This is a genomic window from Pseudomonas sp. URIL14HWK12:I6 (assembly GCF_000514195.1).
Classification (GTDB): domain Bacteria; phylum Pseudomonadota; class Gammaproteobacteria; order Pseudomonadales; family Pseudomonadaceae; genus Aquipseudomonas; species Aquipseudomonas putida_A.
In genome coordinates, this window is record NZ_AZVL01000022.1 from 1 (window position 1) to 17,474 (window position 17,474).

A 17,474-nucleotide genomic window follows, 5' to 3' on the forward strand; every position below is an offset into this window, starting at 1 on the left:
GGTCACGAGTCAGTACCCGAATTTCTTGACGACCATAGAGCGTTGGAACCACCTGATCCCATCCCGAACTCAGAAGTGAAACGATGCATCGCCGATGGTAGTGTGGGGTTTCCCCATGTGAGAGTAGGTCATCGTCAAGATTAAATTCCGAAACCCCAATTGCGAAAGCAGTTGGGGTTTTGTTTTGCCCGCAGGAAAGTGTTTTCCTGCCAATACAAGCCCTAACTGCTTGTTTTTGCCCTGATCTGACGCGAAATCCAAGCCCGACTGTAGGCCAAAACACGACTAGCCATGGTGGTCGGAAAATGGATAAAGCCATGAGCGGACGAGGGCAGTAGATGGATTTCAACCGGTGCTGATCGTTGCCAGCGCTCAGCCAGTTCCAGCGTGTCATCGCGCAGCGGATCCAGTTCACCGGTGAACATCAACGCCGGTGGCAATCCGCTCAAGTCGCCGTATAGCGGAGACAGTGGCGCCTGCCGGCGTTCATCATCGCTCAATCCTGGAGTCAACAAGCGTAGCGCCTCGACCATTCCCGGGCCGTCGAGTACCAGCGTTTCAGCAGGTGCTGCGTGCACGCTTGGGGTGCCGGCGAGATCGTAAACGCCGTAATAGAGCAGGGCGCCGCTGACCCGCTGCAGCAGATCGGATGATGCTTTGAGCGCTAACAGGGTGGCAGCTGCCAGATGCGCGCCTGCCGATTCGCCGACAACGATTACCGGCAGGCCGACGAACTCCGTGCAATCATCGTTCAACAGCCAGCGTGCAGCGCACAGACAATCCTGCATGAGATCCTCAACTGGCGTATTGACTGCCAACCGATAGTCGACCGATACCACCGCCACGTTGCATGCCTTGACCATGCCGATATTAAGGTCGTCGTTCATCCGTGCATTGCCGATCACCCAGCCGCCACCGTGGTAATCCAGTACCACACCTTGAGCCTTTCCTTGCGGGCGGATGATTCGGACGGGTACTGAAGTGCCTTGTGAGTGGACCACAATGTTCTGCGCATGAAGATCATGCTTGAGCGTTTTATCCGCGCTGACAATCTGACTGGCACGCAGCAATGCCTGGATCAAACGCGGCGTCAGCCGATTGCGGATGCGAAAACGCGGCAGCCAGGCGAGCTTGCGATTGAAGCGTTGCATCTGCGCCAGATCACTATCGCTGAACTCAAGCACATTCTTAGCCAAATCCTTCCTCCTCAGGTTGCAGCGCCGGCTCAATATTCCCCACCTGCGGCAATGTCTCAGGCACCGCCAGCCACAACAGCACAAACGCCACTCCGGCAATCACCGCCAGGGTCAGAAATGCCGCGTTGTAACCGGCCTCCTGCAGCACAATGCCCGCCACGCTGGCACTCAATGCTGCGCCCAGACCAAACACCGTCGAGAGAGCGCCGAGGCTGATGTTGAAGTGTCCAGTGCCCAGCGTCAGGTCTTTCACTACCACCGGGAACAGCGCACCGAAGATCCCCGCGCCGACGCCGTCGAGCATCTGCACCGCTACCAACCAGTAAGGGTCTGCGGATAACGTATAAAGCACGCCACGCAGCGGCAGAATCAGGAAGCCTGCGAGTAGCAGCGGCTTGCGTCCCCAAACATCGGCTTTGGCCCCGACCAGCAAGGCGACCGGCACCATGACCAGTTGTGCGGCAACGATACAGGCCGAGGTCAGTGGCGTCGCCATCTGCAAGTTGACCTGCGCCAGTTTCTGGCTCACCAGTGGCAGCATCGCTGCGTTGGCCAGGTGAAAGAGGGCGCAGCAGATGGCGAACATCAGCAGCGCCTTGTTGGTCAGCAACACCGCCAATCCCGAGGGCGCTTTACTGTGTGTAGCGTCGCTGGGGTCAAGGCCCCGGGCCAGATCATGGTTGATCGCATTGGCATCGACGAAGCTCACGGCGATTACACTGCACAGCGCCATGACCGCCATCAGATAGAACACCGCCACCGGCCCGAACAGGTATGCGAATCCACCGGCCAGCAGCGCCGCGCAGGCGTTGCCGGCATGGTTGAAGGTCTCGTTGCGTCCGGTGCGTCGGGTGAACGCGCGCGGCCCGGTGATGCCCAGGGTGATCGCCGAAATGGCCGGAGCGAACACCGATGCCGCGGCGGCGCTCAGCGCTTGGGTGATCGCTACCAGACTGAAGGACGTCACGAAGGGCAATACCACGCAACTGCCGGTCACCAGTAACGCGGCAATCGCGATCACTGCTCGTTTACTGCGTGTGTTGTCGACCAGGGCACCGGCGGGCGTCTGGGTGACAAGGGCGGCAATGCCAGCGAGGGTCATCACCAGCCCGATGCTGGCCGGCTCCCAGTGATGAACGGCCAGCAAGTAAATGGCCAGATACGGCCCGAGACCATCGCGCACATCGGCGAGGAAGAAATTCAGGCTGTCCAGCGAGAGGTTGTTGCGACGATTGGTATGAGTGACCACGCTGGCATCTTCAATAAACGAGGTTCGGCGAAATGCCTCAACCTCCGCTAAGTCAGTGACTTGTCGCCTGCGGATTTAGTTTCCTGGCGGATGCCGACGGCACACACTTTTTCGCTCGGCGCTCGCCCCAGCAATGGCAAACCGACCAAGGTCAGACCGATACCGAGTAGCGCGCTGGCACTCAGCGGATCGTCGAACTGCATCCACGCCCACAACAGTGTCACCGGTGGCGTCAGAAACAGCGCGCCACTGATGCGCTGTATGCTGAATTGTTGCAAGCACAGCCAATAAAATCCGTAGCCACCAAACGTCGAGAAGATCACCAGCCACAGCACGCCACTGACGAAATCCGCAGTGATGGGCGGGCGCAATTCACCCTCAAGGCCAGCCAGCAGCGCAAATACAGGAATCACCGCGCATACCTGAATGAACAGCGCCGTGGTGGCCGGTATTGCAATGCCCGGCCGGGCTTTTTCAAACAAGGTGGCCGCCGCCAGCGACAATACCGCCAGTAACGGTAAGCTGTAGGCCCACAACCCCGCACCGGCCCATTCGACACTCGCGGCGCTGGCCAGCAGCATGCCGATCACGCACAGCGCCACACCCAGCCATTGCCAGCCACGTGTGCGCTGGCCTGGGACGCTGCCGGCCAGCAGCACGATCGTCAGCGGCAACAGATTGGCAAACAGTGACGCAGTGCCAGGCGTGACGCCAAGTTGAATCGAGGCGGCTATCGGTCCGATGTAGCCACCCATCGCGAATAGCCCAAGCAGTGCCTGATGCCACATGTCCTTGCCGCGTAAACCACGCAAGCCGGGCCAGGCGAACGGCAGCAACAGCAATGCCGCCAATACAAAACGCCACAACGAGGCCAGGTATACGCTGCCCTGATCGGCGACGTAGCGATAGCCAATGAACCCCGAACTCCAGCTGACCACCATTGCCATCAGCAGTAAAAAACGAACAGGCATGACGTTCATCGCATGGCACCTGACAGAGGAATGAGTTCGATGATATGAATCAAGCACTGATGCATTCAAACGATACGATCCGCACCACTGATGCAGGAATTCTCAAGCATGGCCGAAGCCCTTGATATCGAACTGTTGCGCACCTTTCAGGCAATCGTGCGCTTCGGGCAATTTCTCGCCGCCGCGAGTTTCCTCAACAAGAGCCCGTCAGCGGTCAGCCTGCATGTGCGGCGTCTGGAAGCGCTGGCGGGCGGGCGCTTGCTGGAGCGCGACAACCAGACGGTCAACCTCACGCCACTGGGGCGACGCTTCGCCCTGCAGAGCGCCGATTTGCTACGCCACCACGATGAATTGCTGGCGAGTTTCAGCACGCCGCTGGCCAGCGGGCGGGTTCGCCTGGGGATTTCCGAGGAATACGCCGGCGCGGTCCTGGGCTGTACGTTGCCGCACCTGTCGGCAGATTTTCCGCACATCGAGTTGGAAGTCGAAACAGGTGCCAGCGGTCGTTTGAGTGCGCGTCTGGAACGCGGGCAACTGGATCTGGCGTTGCTGGTGGTCGTCGCCAATGCGCCGCCATCGTCGCGTTGCGTAAGGATGCTGGGCCTGACCCAGCCAGTGTGGGTCGCCGCGCACAATTACACGCAGGATCTCACCCGGCCGGTACCGCTGGCCTTGCACGGCAAGGGTTGTCCCTATCGCAGCGTTGCCGTGGATGCATTGAGCGAGCAGGGACGCCGGTGGCGCGCAGTGATTGTCAGCGCCGGTGCCAGCGCGCTGGAAACAGCCATCGAGGCCGGATTGACGGTGGGCATTGTTGATCGTGCGCAAGTGCGCCCCGGCATGCGCGTGTTGAGCAGTGAGGAGGGATTACCCGAGTTGCCGCTGCACGAGTTGCGCCTGATGCAGGCACCGGGTGAATTGAGTGAGGCGGGGGAGGTTCTGGTGCGCTTGATCGGTGACGGCTTCGTGTTGTGACGCGTTGAGCGACGGCGGCCTCCGGGCAGGGCCGCCGTCAGTCATTACATCAGTTGATCCGCGGATGCTGCTGCACCAACTCCTTGCGCTTGGCTTCCAGCTCGGCGATTTCGGCGTCGATGTCTTCGATTTTCTGCTCGATGTTGTCGTGGTGCTCCTTGAGCAGTTCCTTGGCTTCCTCAAGATCCGACGCCGCCGGCGCGGCACCGCGCAGCGGTTTGTTGGCGGTCTCTTTCATGGTCACGCCGGTGATCAGGCCGACCACGGCAATCACCATCAAGTAGTAGGCCGGCATGTACAGGTTGTTGGTGCTTTCTACCAGCCAGGCCACGGCAGTCGGGGTCAGGCCGGCAATCAGCACCGAGACGTTGAACGCGGCGGCCAGTGCGCTGTAGCGGATGTGCGTGGGGAACATTGCCGGCAGGGTCGAGGCCATGACGCCGATGAAGAAGTTGAGCAATACCGCGAGGATCAGCAAGCCGGAGAAGATCAGGCCGATCTTGCCGCTGTTGATCAGCATGAACGCGGGGATCGCCAGCAGGAACAGACCGATGCTACCAACCACAATGAAGGGCTTGCGGCCGATCTTGTCGCTGATAAAACCGATCGCCGGTTGTACGAACAGCATGCCGACCATGATCGCGATGATGATCAGCACGCCACGGTTTTCGCTGTAGTGCAGGTTGTGCGACAGGTAGCTCGGCATGTAGGTCAGCAGCATGTAATAGGTGACGTTAGTCACCGCCACCACGCCAATGCAGGTCATCAGGCTGCGCCAGTGTTTGGTCGCGACTTCCTTGAACGAGACCTTCGGCCCGCCCGCCAGACCTTCACGGTCGCCTTCTTCGAGTTTCTCGACGTGCTGTTGAAACGCCGGCGTTTCTTCCAGCGCATGCCGCAGATAGAGGCCGATCATGCCCAGCGGCAGGGCGAGGAAGAACGGCAGACGCCAGCCCCATTCAAGGAATTTCTCTTCGCCGATGATCGTCGAAATCAGCACCACCACACCGGCGCCGAGGACGAAGCCGGCAATCGAGCCGAAGTCCAGCCAACTGCCGAGGAAGCCGCGTTTGCGATCGGGCGCGTATTCGGCGACGAAGATCGAGGCGCCGGTGTACTCACCGCCGACCGAGAAACCCTGGGCCATTTTCGCCAGCAACAGCAGGATCGGCGCCCAGATGCCGATTGACTCATAGGACGGTATCAGGCCGATGGCGAAGGTACTCAGCGACATGATCACGATGGTCGCGGCCAGCACTTTCTGTCGCCCGTATTTGTCGCCCAGCGCACCGAAGAACAGCCCGCCCAACGGACGAATCAGGAACGGCACCGAGAAGGTCGCCAATGCAGCAATCATCTGCACGCCAGGATCGGCGCCGGGGAAGAAGATCTTGCCCAGTGCATAGGCGACGAAGCCATAAACCCCGAAGTCGAACCATTCCATGGCGTTGCCCAGTGCGGCGGCGGTGATCGCCTTACGCATCTTGGCGTCGTCGACAATCGTGATGTCTTTCAATCCGATGGGATTGACCTTGTTTTTCCTTGATTTCATGCGGGTCACTCATAGCTGAACGGATTCGATGCCATTGTTTTGCTGGCATGGGTTCTTTCCGTCAGATACAAGAAGACACGAAAAAATTCACTGCTCAGGGCATTTTTGTCGTTTGCCCGTGCAGATGCATGGCGCAAGCAGCGGCTCCCACCCGGCGGCGATTACGCAAAAGCACAAGACGTCAGGCCGAAAACCCGGATAATGGCCGCCAATTCGTTTTTGCTCTCTGGTAAACCCGCATGGAAATCAAGGTCAACTTTCTCGACAACCTTCGACTTGAAGCCAAGTTCGACGACTTCACGGTGATCGCCGATCAGCCCATTCGCTACAAGGGCGATGGCTCGGCACCGGGGCCGTTCGACTACTTCCTGGCGTCGTCGGCCTTGTGCGCGGCTTATTTCGTGAAGCTGTACTGCGAAACCCGCAACATCCCGACCGAGAATATTCGCCTGTCGCAGAACAACATCGTCGACCCGGAAAACCGCTACAACCAGATCTTCAAGATCCAGGTCGAATTGCCGGCAGACATTTCCGAGAAGGATCGTCTGGGCATCCTGCGTTCGATTGATCGCTGCACGGTGAAGAAAGTCGTGCAGACCGGCCCCGAGTTCGTGATCGAAGAAGTCGAGAACCTCGACGCCGATGCGCAGGCCTTGCTGATGCCGCATTCGACCTCTGAAGCGGGCACCTACATCGCCGGCAAAGATCTGCCGCTGGAGCAGACCATCGCCAACATGTCGGGGATTCTCGCCGATCTGGGGATGAAGATCGAAATCGCCTCGTGGCGCAACATCGTGCCCAACGTCTGGTCTCTGCACATCCGCGATGCGCATTCGCCGATGTGTTTCACCAACGGCAAGGGCGCGACCAAAGAGGGCGCACTGGCCTCGGCACTGGGCGAGTTCATCGAGCGCCTGAACTGCAACTTCTTCTATAACGACCAGTTCTGGGGCGAGGACATCGCCACCGCCGAGTTCGTGCATTACCCGAACGAGCGCTGGTTCAAACCGGGTCCGAAAGACGAGCTGCCGCCAGAGATTCTCGACCCATACTGCCTGGACATTTACAACCGCGACGGCGAGCTCAAAGGCTCGCATCTGTACGACACCAACTCCGGCAACACCCAGCGCGGCATCTGCTCGCTGCCGTTCGTGCGCCAGTCGGATGGCGAGGTGGTGTACTTCCCGTCGAACCTGATCGAAAACCTGTTCCTGAGCAACGGCATGAGCGCTGGCAACACCCTGGCTGAAGCCCAGGTGCAATGTCTGTCGGAGATCTTCGAGCGCGCGGTCAAACGCGAAATTCTCGAAGGCGAGATGGCTTTGCCCGACGTGCCGCAGGAAGTGCTGGAGAAGTACCCAAGCATTCTCGCCGGGATCAAAGGCCTGGAAGAGCAGGGCTTCCCGGTGCTGGTCAAGGACGCGTCGCTGGGCGGTGAATTCCCGGTGATGTGCGTGACCCTGATGAACCCGCGCACTGGCGGCGTGTTCGCCTCGTTCGGCGCGCACCCAAGCCTGGAAGTGGCGCTGGAACGCAGCCTGACCGAACTGCTGCAGGGCCGCAGTTTCGAAGGCTTGAACGATCTGCCGCAGCCGACTTTCTCGGGCCAGGCCGTGACCGAACCGAACAACTTCGTCGAGCACTTTATCGACTCCAGCGGGGTGGTGTCGTGGCGCTTCTTCAGCGCCAAGTCTGACTTCGAATTCGTCGAATGGGACTTCTCAGGTCAAGGCGAAAACTCCAACGCCGAAGAAGCCGCAACCCTGTTCGGCATCCTTGAAGACATGGGCAAAGAAGCCTACATGGCGGTCTACGACGACCTCGGCGCCAATGCCTGCCGGATCCTGGTGCCGGACTACTCGGAAATCTATCCGGTGGACGACCTGATCTGGGACAACACCAACAAGGCCCTGCAATTCCGCGCCGACATCCTCAATCTGCACAGCCTGAGCAAGGTCGGTCTGCGCAACCTGGCCCAGGGCCTGGAAAACAGCGAGCTGGATGATTACACCGACATCACCACGCTGATCGGCATCGAGTTCGACGACAACACGCCGTGGGGCAAGCTGACCATTCTGGAACTGCGCCTGCTGATCTACCTCGCCCTGCAGAAATTCGAGCAGGCCAAGGATCTGGTCGAAGCCTTCCTGCAATACAACGACAACACCGTCGAGCGCGGCTTGTTCTATCAGGCGGTGAACGTGTGTCTGGAAATGGAGCTGGACGAAGACCTGGAACTCGCCGACTACGAGGCCAACTTCCGCCGCATGTTCGGCGACGAGCGCATGGACGCGGCGATCGGTTCGGTCAACGGCAGTGTGCGTTTCTACGGTCTGACACCGACCAGCATGAAGCTCGAAGGGCTGGATCGTCACCTGCGTCTGATCGACAGTTATAAAAAGCTGCACACCGCGCGGGCTAATGCGGCGGCGTTGAAGCGCTAATAGCAGACGGTCACTTCTGCTGAGTAAACCTGTAGTGAGGGGATTCATCCCCGATGGCGCGTGAAGCGGGCCCGGCTTCTTCAACCAATAAAGAAGCGGGCCTGCTACGCAGTCCATCGGGGATAAATCCCCTCACCACAAGTGAGTATTGTGGGGACATGGAGTCGGCAAAATGACTCTCACGAATACTGCTGTGTACTTGAGCGCGAACGCCATGAACCGCATGGATCAGGACGGCACACTGGACGCCAATCCCGTCTCCGCCGCAAAACCTGCGGGAACCCGCCGCTAATTCTGAGTCCACTGCACAACCCCATGTGGGAGCGAGCCTGCTCGCGAAGAGGGCGTGTCAGTCGCCATCGCTTTGGCTGACAGATCGCATTCGCGAGCAGGCTCGCTCCCACATTGGATTTCTGGCAGCCGCCAATCCTGAGTCCACCCAATAACCCTGTGGGAGCTGGCTTGCCAGCGATAGGGCCGTTTCAGCCAACATCATTATCGGTGCCGTCAGCGCTTGCACTGCGCCTGCACCACCTGGCAAGTGTTCGGCGTCCCTCCGGAGCGGCTCGCATAACGCATGCAGTTATTCATCGACTTCTTGCGCGCCATGCTCAAAGTATCGCCCCAGGCCAGACCCCCTTCGCCGGAAGTGGGCACGGCTTTGGCGTAGCAGTTCGAGCCGTTGGTGGCGTAGCGCTTGCTCGAACAGCCGACTGTCAGCGCCAGGGTGGTGGCGAGCAGGGTAAGTAGCACCCAGGACGAGCATTGGCGTGCGGTGATTGTGGTCATCTGGGTTCCTCGTTGGGTCATGCGCCTCAATTGCCTCGCCGACAGGCGTTGGGCATTATCCAGCAATCGACATAAGGAAGCGTCCCCAATGCGTGCACCCACACTACACCTGATGTGCGGCAAGATCGCCTCGGGCAAATCGACACTGGCCAAATCACTGACTGAGGAGCACCGCGCGCTGGTGCTCAGTGAGGATCAGTGGCTGTCGCGGCTGTATCCGGAGCAGATCCAATCCGTGGCGGATTACCTTCGATGTGCGCGGCAGATTCGCGGCGTGCTGGGGCCGTTGGTGATCGATGTGCTTAGCGCGGGGGTGAGTGTGGTGCTGGATTTTCCGGCCAATACCGTGGCGGATCGGCAGTGGCTGCGAGGGCTGGCGGATACTGCAAAAGTGCCGCATTGCCTGCACTATCTCGCGGTGGATGACGATACTTGCCGCGTCCGGCTACATGCACGCAATGCGCTGGCCGAACATGAGTTTGCGGCGTCGGATGCGGAGTTTGATTTGATCTCCAGCTACTTTCAGGTGCCGGAAGTGGGCGAGGGGCTGGAGATCGTCATGCACGGAAATCGCTAGCAGGCTAGCTCCCACTTTGGATCTCTGGCAGCCGCCAACCCTGAGCTCAACGCAAAAAACTGTGGGAGCTGGCTTGCCAGCGATGGGGCCGTGTCAGTGGCCATCACTTTGGCAGGCTCGCCCCAATCGCCAGCAGGCTAGCTCCCACAATGATATCCACCGCCTGATCCACGCTGACATTCGCGGTGTCGAGGCACAGAATCGGCTGCGTCCAGGCCTCATATTCGTGATTCACAACAGAAAACCAACATCGGTGATGTCAGCCCCGTGATGTCTGATTGCCGCTGCTCAACCCGACGACGATGCTCACGTCGATCCGAGCAAATCACTTCGATGTTGAGCAACGGCGCTCCCGAGCGAGCCGCGATGTCGGCCCACGTCGCGTGCAGAAGTGGATGAAGAACTTGACCTACAACGCCCACATCCGAACCAGGGCAAATTGCAGATCCACAGTGACGCATGTCCGGCCATCCACCCATTCATCTTCGCGAAGGCGCCGTCCGGTATTGGTTTCGCGCTCGCCTTTGGCGATGACCAGGACGAACAGGCGGGTCGGACACTCGAAAGAGCGCAACCGGTCAACATCGGCCCGCACCGACCAATCGCCTTCCAGGCACTTGGCCTGCGAGACATCGCCCAGGCATTTGATTTCGGCGACCATCCTCGGCGCGCCGTTGTCGTCCAATGAGTACAGGTCCGCTTTGCGTCGGTCGCCTATCGGCAGATCCGTCCAGATCTCGATCTCATCTTCGAACCAGGCTTGCAGACTGATCTGGGCTTGAATCCAATGCTCGCGGCAACTGTTGAGTTGCAGCACTTGCTCAAGATTCTTCTCCATGCCTTGAAAGGCGCGCTCGAACAAACCGAGCCATTGAGTGGTGTCCATTTCACATTTCCTGTGTCAGTCCATTTGGGGGAGAGATTATGGACGGAATCTCCTTTAACCGAAAACCCCAGACTCATCACCGCCAGACATCATTCCTGTGGCCAACACAAACAACTGTGGGAGCTGGCTTGCCAGCGATGGGGCCGTGTCAGTCTCCATCCTTCCCGACTGATCCACCGCCATCGCTGGCAAGCCAGCTCCCACAGGGTTATCTGTTGCTCCCGGAATTTGCGAAACAAACTGATCCCTGACGGACAAAAAACGCAGCCCACGGCCCGATCGCGCAACCATTTCCTTGCGCAGTCGTTCTGTCATATTCGGTATCAATTGATTGCAGATAGTAGCCAGCCCAACGCTAATTCCAATGAGGCTGCACTGTGTTTCAACGTCTTGTGTGTTCGCTGTCCGTTCTGAGCCTGTCCATCGCCGCTGCCCACGCTGCCGAGCCTGTGGTGCTCGACACGCCGCGCCTGCAGAGCATCGACAACTTCCGTGATGTCGCCGGCCTCACCACCGCGTATTCCACCATCCACGACGGCACCATGCGCGGCGGCGTGTTCTACCGCTCCAACGCGATCACGCCGTCGGCAGCGGATCTGGCGACACTCAACAGCCTCGGCATCAAAGCTGTCTACGACCTGCGCACGCCGAGCGAAATCGCCGGCACGCCGGATACGATGCTGGCCGGTGCGACCTACCAGAACATCGACATCATCGGCAGCACCACCTCGGGCGCGAACATCACCAGCGTGTCGTTCAAAAGCGCCGCCGACGCCATCGCCATGATGGAGCAGACCAACCGCGCCTTCGTCAGCGACGCGGGGATGCGCGGTCAATTCGGCAAGCTGTTCAACGAACTGGCTACCACCGACGGCGCACAATTGTTCCATTGCACCGCCGGCAAGGACCGCACCGGCTGGACCGCCGCCGTGCTGCAGAGCATCGCCGGGGTCGACAATGCGACCATCATGGCCAACTACCTCGCTACCAACGACTACACCGCCGCCCGCGTCGCCGCGACTCTTAAAGCGATGCCGCCAAGCATGGCCTCGGTCTACGCGCCGCTGCTCGGCGTGCAGGCCAGTTACCTCCAGGCCGGTCTGGATGAGGTCACCGCCGAATACGGCAGCATGGACAACTACCTCAAACAAGGCCTCGGCCTGTCGCAGGAAACCATCTACGTGTTGCGCGGCAAACTGGTCGAGTACAACAGCCTGCCGGGTCAGGCGGGGTTGATCGGCAACGCTGCTGCCGGTGCCGAATTGCTGCGTCAATTGCAGAACAGCAACCTGTCCGGCACCTACAGCGCCTACAACTACTACCTGCAATCGGCGATCGACGCCGGCACCCTCGGCGGTGTCGAGTCCCAGGTCGGCGGCCAGGTTCACGCCGACGCCGCCAGCTACCTGCTGCGGCAGAACGCGTTGATCGAACAAGCCGCCGCACCGTACGCCAGCGGCACCGATCTGAAAGTCGGCCAATACCGTTTGTGGACCACCGCGCTCGCCGGTTACCTCGGCACCGACGGCTCGTCCCACGCCGAGAGCAGCAACGAACACAGTCAGGGCCTGATGGTCGGCCTCACCCAGCGCTTCTCCGAACAACTCAGCGCGCGCGGCGGCTTCGGCTACAGCAAAGGCACCGTCGGCGGCGCGGGCGGCGAGGCCGATACCGATTTCACCTTCTTCAACCTCGGCGCGCGCTACGGCTTCACTAGCCTGGAACGTGGCCTGTTCGTCGACGCCAACGCCAGCGCCGGCTACATCGATTACGACAGCAAACGCAAACTCGGTGGCGGCCTCGGAGCGGCCAAGGGCGACACTCACGGCAACCTCACCGGCGCGACGTTGGCGCTGGGTTACCGCGCACCGGTCAACGGCATGATCCTCGAACCCAGCCTCGGCTTGCGCATCAGCCACCTCGACCTCAAAGGCTTCCAAGAGAAGGGCAGCGAACTGGCACTCGACGTCGACGACAACACCGCCACCCGCCGCAGTGCCGTCGCCAACCTCAACGTGGCGTTTGCCCCAGTGGCGATGGGCGCCTGGCAACTGGTGCCGGGCGTACGAGTCGGCTATGAACGCACCCTGGGCAACAACGACGTCAACAGCCAGGGCCACCTGCTGGGCCTCGACATCGAACAACGCGCCGCCTTCGACAACCGCGACCAGTTCAGCGGCGGCGTCAACCTGATGGCCAGCCTCGGCGCGGTCAGCGTCGGCGCAGAAGTCGGTGCCAGCGGCGGCGGTGACAGCCACGGTTTCAGTGGCAGTCTGAAGGCCAGTTACGCGTTCTGAAGCAGGGACAACCGCGCAAGGTCAAGGATGACCACCATTGACAAAGCACCAGCAAAATATGGTGGAGCAGGGAACGGCCAACTCTGAGTCACCGCAAAAACCTGTGGGAGCGGGCTTGCTCGCGAAGAGGCCGTGTCAGTCACCATCACCTCGCTTGACCCGCCGCATTCGCGAGCAAGCCCGCTCCCACATTTGGATCCCCGCCAGCCGTCAATCCTGAGTCCGCCACATAACCCCATGGCACCGACCAGCCGCCAATCTTGAGTCCACCAACTAACCCTGTGGGAGCGGGCTTGCTCGCGAAGGCGCCATGTCAGCCAACATCACCATCAACTGACCCACCGCATTCGCGAGCAAGCCCGCTCCCACATTTGGATTCCGGCCAGCCGTCAATCCTGAGTCCGCCACATAACCCCATGGCACCGACCAGCCGCCGATCTTGAGTCCACCAACTAACCCTGTGGGAGCGGGCTTGCTCGCGAAGGCGTCATGTCAGCCAACATCACCATCAACTGACCCACCAGCATTCCCGCCGATAAACCAATCAACCCCGCCCCCTCAACTGCGCCGGACTCACCCCATACGCCTGCTGAAAATACTGACAAAACCGCCCGACATTACTGAAGCCAAAGCGCAAAGCCACCTCCGTCACCGACGCCGAATGCTGCTGTCCCAGCGCCTCGAAAGCGCGCTCCAATCGCACCTGCCGCTGATACGCCACAATCGACATCCCGACAAACCGCCGAAAGCCCTCCTGCAACGCGCGCTGACTGACATTGCTCAACCGCGCCAACTCAACCCCACTCACCAACTGCTCGGGATGCGCCTGAATAAACTCCACCGCCAACTTCACATGCCGCGGCGCCACCCTCGGCGCCGGCTGGCGCAACGCCTCGGTAAAATTGTGCGGCCACGCCTCCAGCACCGCATCGATCAACATCTCGCGCAACCGCGACGGCATCAGCGTGCCGCTATTGAGCAACAGATCAAACTCCGTCCCTGTCGCCAAATCAATCAACGCCTTGATCCCGCCAAACGCCGCCGTGTGCAGATCCACCACCGGCTCAAACACAATCTTCTGCACAACCGGCCGCCCCAACAACGCCGCCAACCGCTCCGTCAACTGCCCCCGATTCACCGAAATCCCGTGCTGCGCGTGATTGTCGAGAAACCGCATCGAACGGATATCCGCCTTATCAATCGCCAACCCCACTTGCGCCACACCGACGGACTCGGTGCGGTGGTTGAACACAATCTTGCCCGCCGTGGGAATCACAAAAGTTATCTCGTCCTGCGGGTCGGGGAAGGTCACGGTGAAATCGCCGTGGTAATGCATGCGCCGGAAACTGACGCCATCGTGTCTGCCGTAGACGCCGCCGATGATGATGTTGGAGGGGATCGGCGGGGTGTCGGCGTAGCGATTGCCGAAGAGCCGGGAGAAGAGGGCGCCGAAGTCTTCGCAGTGGAGGTTTTCGGAGCGGAGGATGATTTTTTGGCGGGGGTTTGGGGACACCTTGAGGGCACCTTTGGTTGGGGCTCTTGGATAGGGGGATTGCTAGTCGCAGGGGAGGTTAGCAGTTTGGGGTGACAGGTCTGTGACGGGAATTGAGTTGAGGGAGGGGCCGCATGCTGATGCTGCTTCGTTCGCAACTTGGCCGTGGTCTAAAAATCTATTCAGGGCGCTCATGGAATTCAGCAAAAACATCCGCCATGAAATCCATGAAAACGATGGCTCGCCGAGGCAGCAGCCGATTAGCCAGGTATACGATTTGGATCGGGACGGGTGGCGCCACGTATTCGTTAAGCAGCAATTGAAGATTGCCACTTCTCAGCCCTTCCTCATAAAGCCATTGCGGCCCCTGCGCGATGCCCAACCCTGCATTGACGTACTCACGGATCGCCTCAGGCGAGTTGACACGCAGTCGTCCGGAGATCGGGACATCCGTATCCCTGAACCGCCAGTTGGTTCCAGTGGATAGAAGGGTATAAATGAGGCAGTCGTGTTTCTTCAGGTCATCAGGCGAAGAGGGAGTGCCACGTTTTTCCAAATACGCACGGCTGGCAACGCACACACGCTCGAACCAAGCCAGTGGCCGGGCTCGCATTGCACTGTCCTCCAGGTGACCGATACGAATCGCGAGTTCTACCCCCTCGTCGACCAAATTGACGTAGCGATCATTGATTTGAAGATCGAGCGACAGTTCGGGGTAGCGGCTTAGAAAACTCGCGACGTGCGGTACGATGAAGGTGTGAGCCAATGCGGTCGGGCAAGCGACGCGCAGCAACCCGGACGGCGCTACGTTTCCTCTCAGTGAGGACTCGGACTGTTCCACTGAGTCCAGGATACGCCGCGCATCTGCGTAGTACCGTTCACCCTCGGGCGTGAGCATCAGCTTTCGTGTGGATCGGTGAAGCAGCCTGGTTTGCAAATGGTCTTCAAGCGCAGCGACGTAACGACTGACGCTCGGTTGTCCTAGTCCCAGATCACGTCCCGCAGCAGAAAAACTGCCTGTCTCGACAGCGCGCACAAAACAGCTCATCAGTAACAACCGGTCCATCACACCCCAATTCATGCGAATTTCGCATGAGATCTATTCTATTTGCCCATCTTATCAGTGCACTGGCATGAATACATAGTTGCTCTCAGAGGGCCAGTCGTCCATTTGGCGGCCCAAAAAGAGAGGAAATTCAGATGTCCCGTTTACACGGCAAGCGTACCCTCATCACTGGCGGTACAAGCGGCATCGGTCTAGAGACCGCGAAGCAATTTCTCGCCGAAGGCGCACGTGTGATCGTCACCGGTGTCAATCCTGAGTCCATGGCAAATGCTCAAGCAATTTTAGGTAGCGAAGTCCTGGTGTTGCGCGCCGACTCAGCTAGCGTCGCAGCCCAGAAGGAGCTGGCGCAGGCCGTTCAGTCTCATTACGGGCAGCTGGACGTTGCCTTCCTCAATGCTGGCGTATCCGTCTGGAGGCCAATCGAAGACTGGAACGAGGAGATGTTTGATCGCTCCTTCGACATCAATGTCAAAGGCCCTTACTTCCTTCTGCAAGCACTGCTGCCGACTTTCTCTAACCCTGCGTCGGTGGTTCTTAACACCTCGATCAGTGCACATCTGGGCGCCGCGAACTCATCCGTTTACGCCGCAACCAAGGCTGCCTTCCTGAATATGTCGAAAACGCTCTCTGGCGAGCTTCTACCGCGTGGTGTTCGAGTCAATGCGGTCAGCCCTGGTCCGATCGACACGCCGCTGTACGACAAGGCGGGTATACCCGATGCCTACCGCGAGCAGGTCAATAAGGAGATTGTCGCGACTATCCCATTTGGCCGTTTTGGCACGCCTGAAGAAGTAGCCAAGGCGGTGCTGTACCTCGCGTCGGACGAGTCTCGCTGGACGGTGGGAACGGAAATTATTGTTGATGGTGGTCGCGCGCTTTAACGAAATAGGCGCGTCTTCGAGTCTGTACATCCCGCTTCCTGCCCGGAAGCGGGAGTTGTCGAAATGACAGTGTTGATGTCCATTAGGCAATACCCTCCGTGGCACCAGGCTAGCTAGCGGCCACAGAGGCCTTACGAGTTACTGCATCGGCACAACATTATCCAACGCCTGATTCACCGCCAGTTCCCCGAGCATCACCACCTGCGCAATGCCCAGCAGCGTCTTGCGAATCGGCCCCTCAACCAGCGCCGCGACATCCCCCAACATCACCGTCGCCGAACCCAGTGATTCACTGGCGTTCGCCAGCAATTCCTCGGTGGCGATTTTTGGGTTGGCTAGAAACATGGCGTTGGGTGTGTAGGGCGTGGCCATGATTTGGCTGGCGGGATTCAGGTAGTGATCGAGGGCGCGTTCGGCGGCTTCGCTGAGTTTTCGGGAATCGGGGGATTCGTAGGGGGAGACCGTTTCGGTTTCGGGCGGGTTCGGTGTGACTTTGAACATAGTGACGCTCCATATGTAGCTAGGGGAACCATCACATTCGCTACCAAACGAGGGTTGTGGCCATTACGAAGGTTGGTAGACCGGACACATGGAAAACCGGCGCGCTCGAAAGCGCCCTGCGCATGGCCACCATAAGACAGGCGCCGGAAGGCATCTGCGTGCGGTGACGTTTTGCGCCATGTGTGAAACCGGGCTACCAAACCCGATCGCTGCTTTCCAGCGACCGACCCACGATAGAACCCGCACTCTAGGCGCACAAGCCGGCGGATTCTGGCGTAGTCGTAGGCAATGGCGCAAGGCGTTGTAGCCTCGGGGGCGTAACACCGGGTGTCGTATAAACAACACTGTTTAAACGCTTCATCGCGCGCCGTTGCCAGGGGCGCCCTCGGCGAGCAGTTGTCTCATGTATTCGCGTTCGGTTGCGCCGGCCAGGACGCTGATGGTGATGGCTTCGAGCACGGTGATGTGTTGTTCGTTGACGACACTGACTTCGGCGGCGCGTTGTCTCGGGGTTTGCATGGGGGCCTCGCTGCTTATGCGCGGGATGTGTTCAGGGCATTCGAGCAGGGTGCTTCGCCGGATGATTTTCCACGTGAGG

At 59.6% G+C, this 17,474-nt stretch carries 15 protein-coding genes, 1 rRNA gene and 1 pseudogene; 7 read left to right on the plus strand and 10 right to left on the minus strand.

Annotation, left to right across the window (positions count from 1 at the left end; all coding sequences use genetic code 11):
- Nucleotides 1-24: 24 nt before the first annotated feature.
- A 5S ribosomal RNA gene (gene rrf / locus H043_RS0122630) occupies nucleotides 25-140 on the plus strand.
- Between the two features lie 81 nt (nucleotides 141-221).
- Here the strand turns inward: rrf and H043_RS0122635 are convergent.
- Genes H043_RS0122635 through H043_RS29275 form a run of 3 tightly spaced genes read right to left on the minus strand, consistent with a single transcriptional unit; the run spans nucleotide 222 to nucleotide 3,425 of the window.
- On the minus strand, nucleotides 222-1,151 hold the full coding sequence (locus H043_RS0122635; protein ID WP_049827941.1) for an alpha/beta hydrolase fold domain-containing protein: 930 nt from the start codon (nucleotides 1,149-1,151) through the stop codon (nucleotides 222-224).
- A 37-nt stretch (nucleotides 1,152-1,188) separates the two neighbouring features.
- On the minus strand, nucleotides 1,189-2,445 hold the full coding sequence (locus tag H043_RS0122640) for an MFS transporter (protein ID WP_027613784.1): 1,257 nt from the start codon (nucleotides 2,443-2,445) through the stop codon (nucleotides 1,189-1,191).
- Between the two features lie 47 nt (nucleotides 2,446-2,492).
- The gene (locus H043_RS29275) at nucleotides 2,493-3,425 is read right to left on the minus strand and encodes a DMT family transporter (RefSeq protein WP_225138765.1); all 933 of its coding nucleotides are present in this window, start codon (nucleotides 3,423-3,425) and stop codon (nucleotides 2,493-2,495) included.
- 99 nt (nucleotides 3,426-3,524) lie between these two features.
- Here H043_RS29275 and H043_RS0122650 point away from each other — a divergent pair, with 99 nt between their 5' ends.
- A complete protein-coding gene (locus tag H043_RS0122650) occupies nucleotides 3,525-4,391 on the plus strand; it encodes a LysR substrate-binding domain-containing protein (RefSeq protein WP_027613785.1) in 867 nt (288 codons plus the stop codon).
- Nucleotides 4,392-4,440: 49 nt separating this feature from the next.
- Here H043_RS0122650 and proP read toward each other — a convergent pair whose 3' ends face one another.
- Nucleotides 4,441-5,943, minus strand: coding sequence for a glycine betaine/L-proline transporter ProP (gene proP / locus H043_RS0122655; protein ID WP_027613786.1), 1,503 nt, complete (start codon nucleotides 5,941-5,943; stop codon nucleotides 4,441-4,443).
- Nucleotides 5,944-6,182: 239 nt separating this feature from the next.
- Between proP and H043_RS0122660 the strand changes: the two genes are divergently transcribed.
- Nucleotides 6,183-8,387, plus strand: a complete 2,205-nt coding sequence (locus tag H043_RS0122660) for an OsmC domain/YcaO domain-containing protein (RefSeq protein ID WP_027613787.1) — start codon at nucleotides 6,183-6,185, stop codon at nucleotides 8,385-8,387.
- Nucleotides 8,388-8,894: 507 nt separating this feature from the next.
- Here the strand turns inward: H043_RS0122660 and H043_RS0122670 are convergent.
- Nucleotides 8,895-9,176, minus strand: a complete 282-nt coding sequence (locus H043_RS0122670) for a hypothetical protein (RefSeq protein ID WP_027613788.1) — start codon at nucleotides 9,174-9,176, stop codon at nucleotides 8,895-8,897.
- Between the two features lie 88 nt (nucleotides 9,177-9,264).
- On the opposite strand from H043_RS0122670, the gene H043_RS0122675 reads away from it, so the two are divergent.
- On the plus strand, nucleotides 9,265-9,753 hold the full coding sequence (locus H043_RS0122675) for an ATP-binding protein (RefSeq protein WP_027613789.1): 489 nt from the start codon (nucleotides 9,265-9,267) through the stop codon (nucleotides 9,751-9,753).
- A gap of 409 nt (nucleotides 9,754-10,162) precedes the next feature.
- On the opposite strand, the gene H043_RS0122680 is transcribed toward H043_RS0122675, so the two are convergent.
- Entirely contained in the window at nucleotides 10,163-10,639 is a 477-nt protein-coding gene (locus H043_RS0122680; protein ID WP_027613790.1) for a hypothetical protein, read from the minus strand.
- Between the two features lie 377 nt (nucleotides 10,640-11,016).
- Between H043_RS0122680 and H043_RS0122690 the strand changes: the two genes are divergently transcribed.
- Together H043_RS0122690 and H043_RS30820 are read left to right on the plus strand one after the other, a co-directional pair.
- A complete protein-coding gene (locus tag H043_RS0122690) occupies nucleotides 11,017-12,936 on the plus strand; it encodes a tyrosine-protein phosphatase (protein ID WP_027613792.1) in 1,920 nt (639 codons plus the stop codon).
- A 257-nt stretch (nucleotides 12,937-13,193) separates the two neighbouring features.
- A pseudogene (locus tag H043_RS30820) lies at nucleotides 13,194-13,304 on the plus strand (metal ABC transporter ATP-binding protein); the annotation flags it as partial.
- A 176-nt stretch (nucleotides 13,305-13,480) separates the two neighbouring features.
- Here H043_RS30820 and H043_RS0122695 read toward each other — a convergent pair.
- Together H043_RS0122695 and H043_RS0122700 are read right to left on the minus strand one after the other, a co-directional pair.
- The gene (locus H043_RS0122695; protein WP_027613793.1) at nucleotides 13,481-14,449 is read right to left on the minus strand and encodes an AraC family transcriptional regulator; all 969 of its coding nucleotides are present in this window, start codon (nucleotides 14,447-14,449) and stop codon (nucleotides 13,481-13,483) included.
- 157 nt (nucleotides 14,450-14,606) lie between these two features.
- Entirely contained in the window at nucleotides 14,607-15,494 is an 888-nt protein-coding gene (locus H043_RS0122700; protein ID WP_027613794.1) for a LysR family transcriptional regulator, read from the minus strand.
- Between the two features lie 134 nt (nucleotides 15,495-15,628).
- On the opposite strand from H043_RS0122700, the gene H043_RS0122705 reads away from it, so the two are divergent.
- The gene (locus tag H043_RS0122705) at nucleotides 15,629-16,375 is read left to right on the plus strand and encodes an SDR family oxidoreductase (RefSeq protein WP_027613795.1); all 747 of its coding nucleotides are present in this window, start codon (nucleotides 15,629-15,631) and stop codon (nucleotides 16,373-16,375) included.
- A 138-nt stretch (nucleotides 16,376-16,513) separates the two neighbouring features.
- On the opposite strand, the gene H043_RS0122710 is transcribed toward H043_RS0122705, so the two are convergent.
- Together H043_RS0122710 and H043_RS29980 are read right to left on the minus strand one after the other, a co-directional pair.
- Nucleotides 16,514-16,876 (minus strand): hypothetical protein, encoded by a 363-nt coding sequence (locus tag H043_RS0122710; RefSeq protein ID WP_027613796.1) that lies wholly within the window; start codon nucleotides 16,874-16,876, stop codon nucleotides 16,514-16,516.
- Between the two features lie 357 nt (nucleotides 16,877-17,233).
- Nucleotides 17,234-17,395, minus strand: a complete 162-nt coding sequence (locus H043_RS29980) for a hypothetical protein (protein WP_177325658.1) — start codon at nucleotides 17,393-17,395, stop codon at nucleotides 17,234-17,236.
- Between the last annotated feature and the right edge of the window lie 79 nt (nucleotides 17,396-17,474).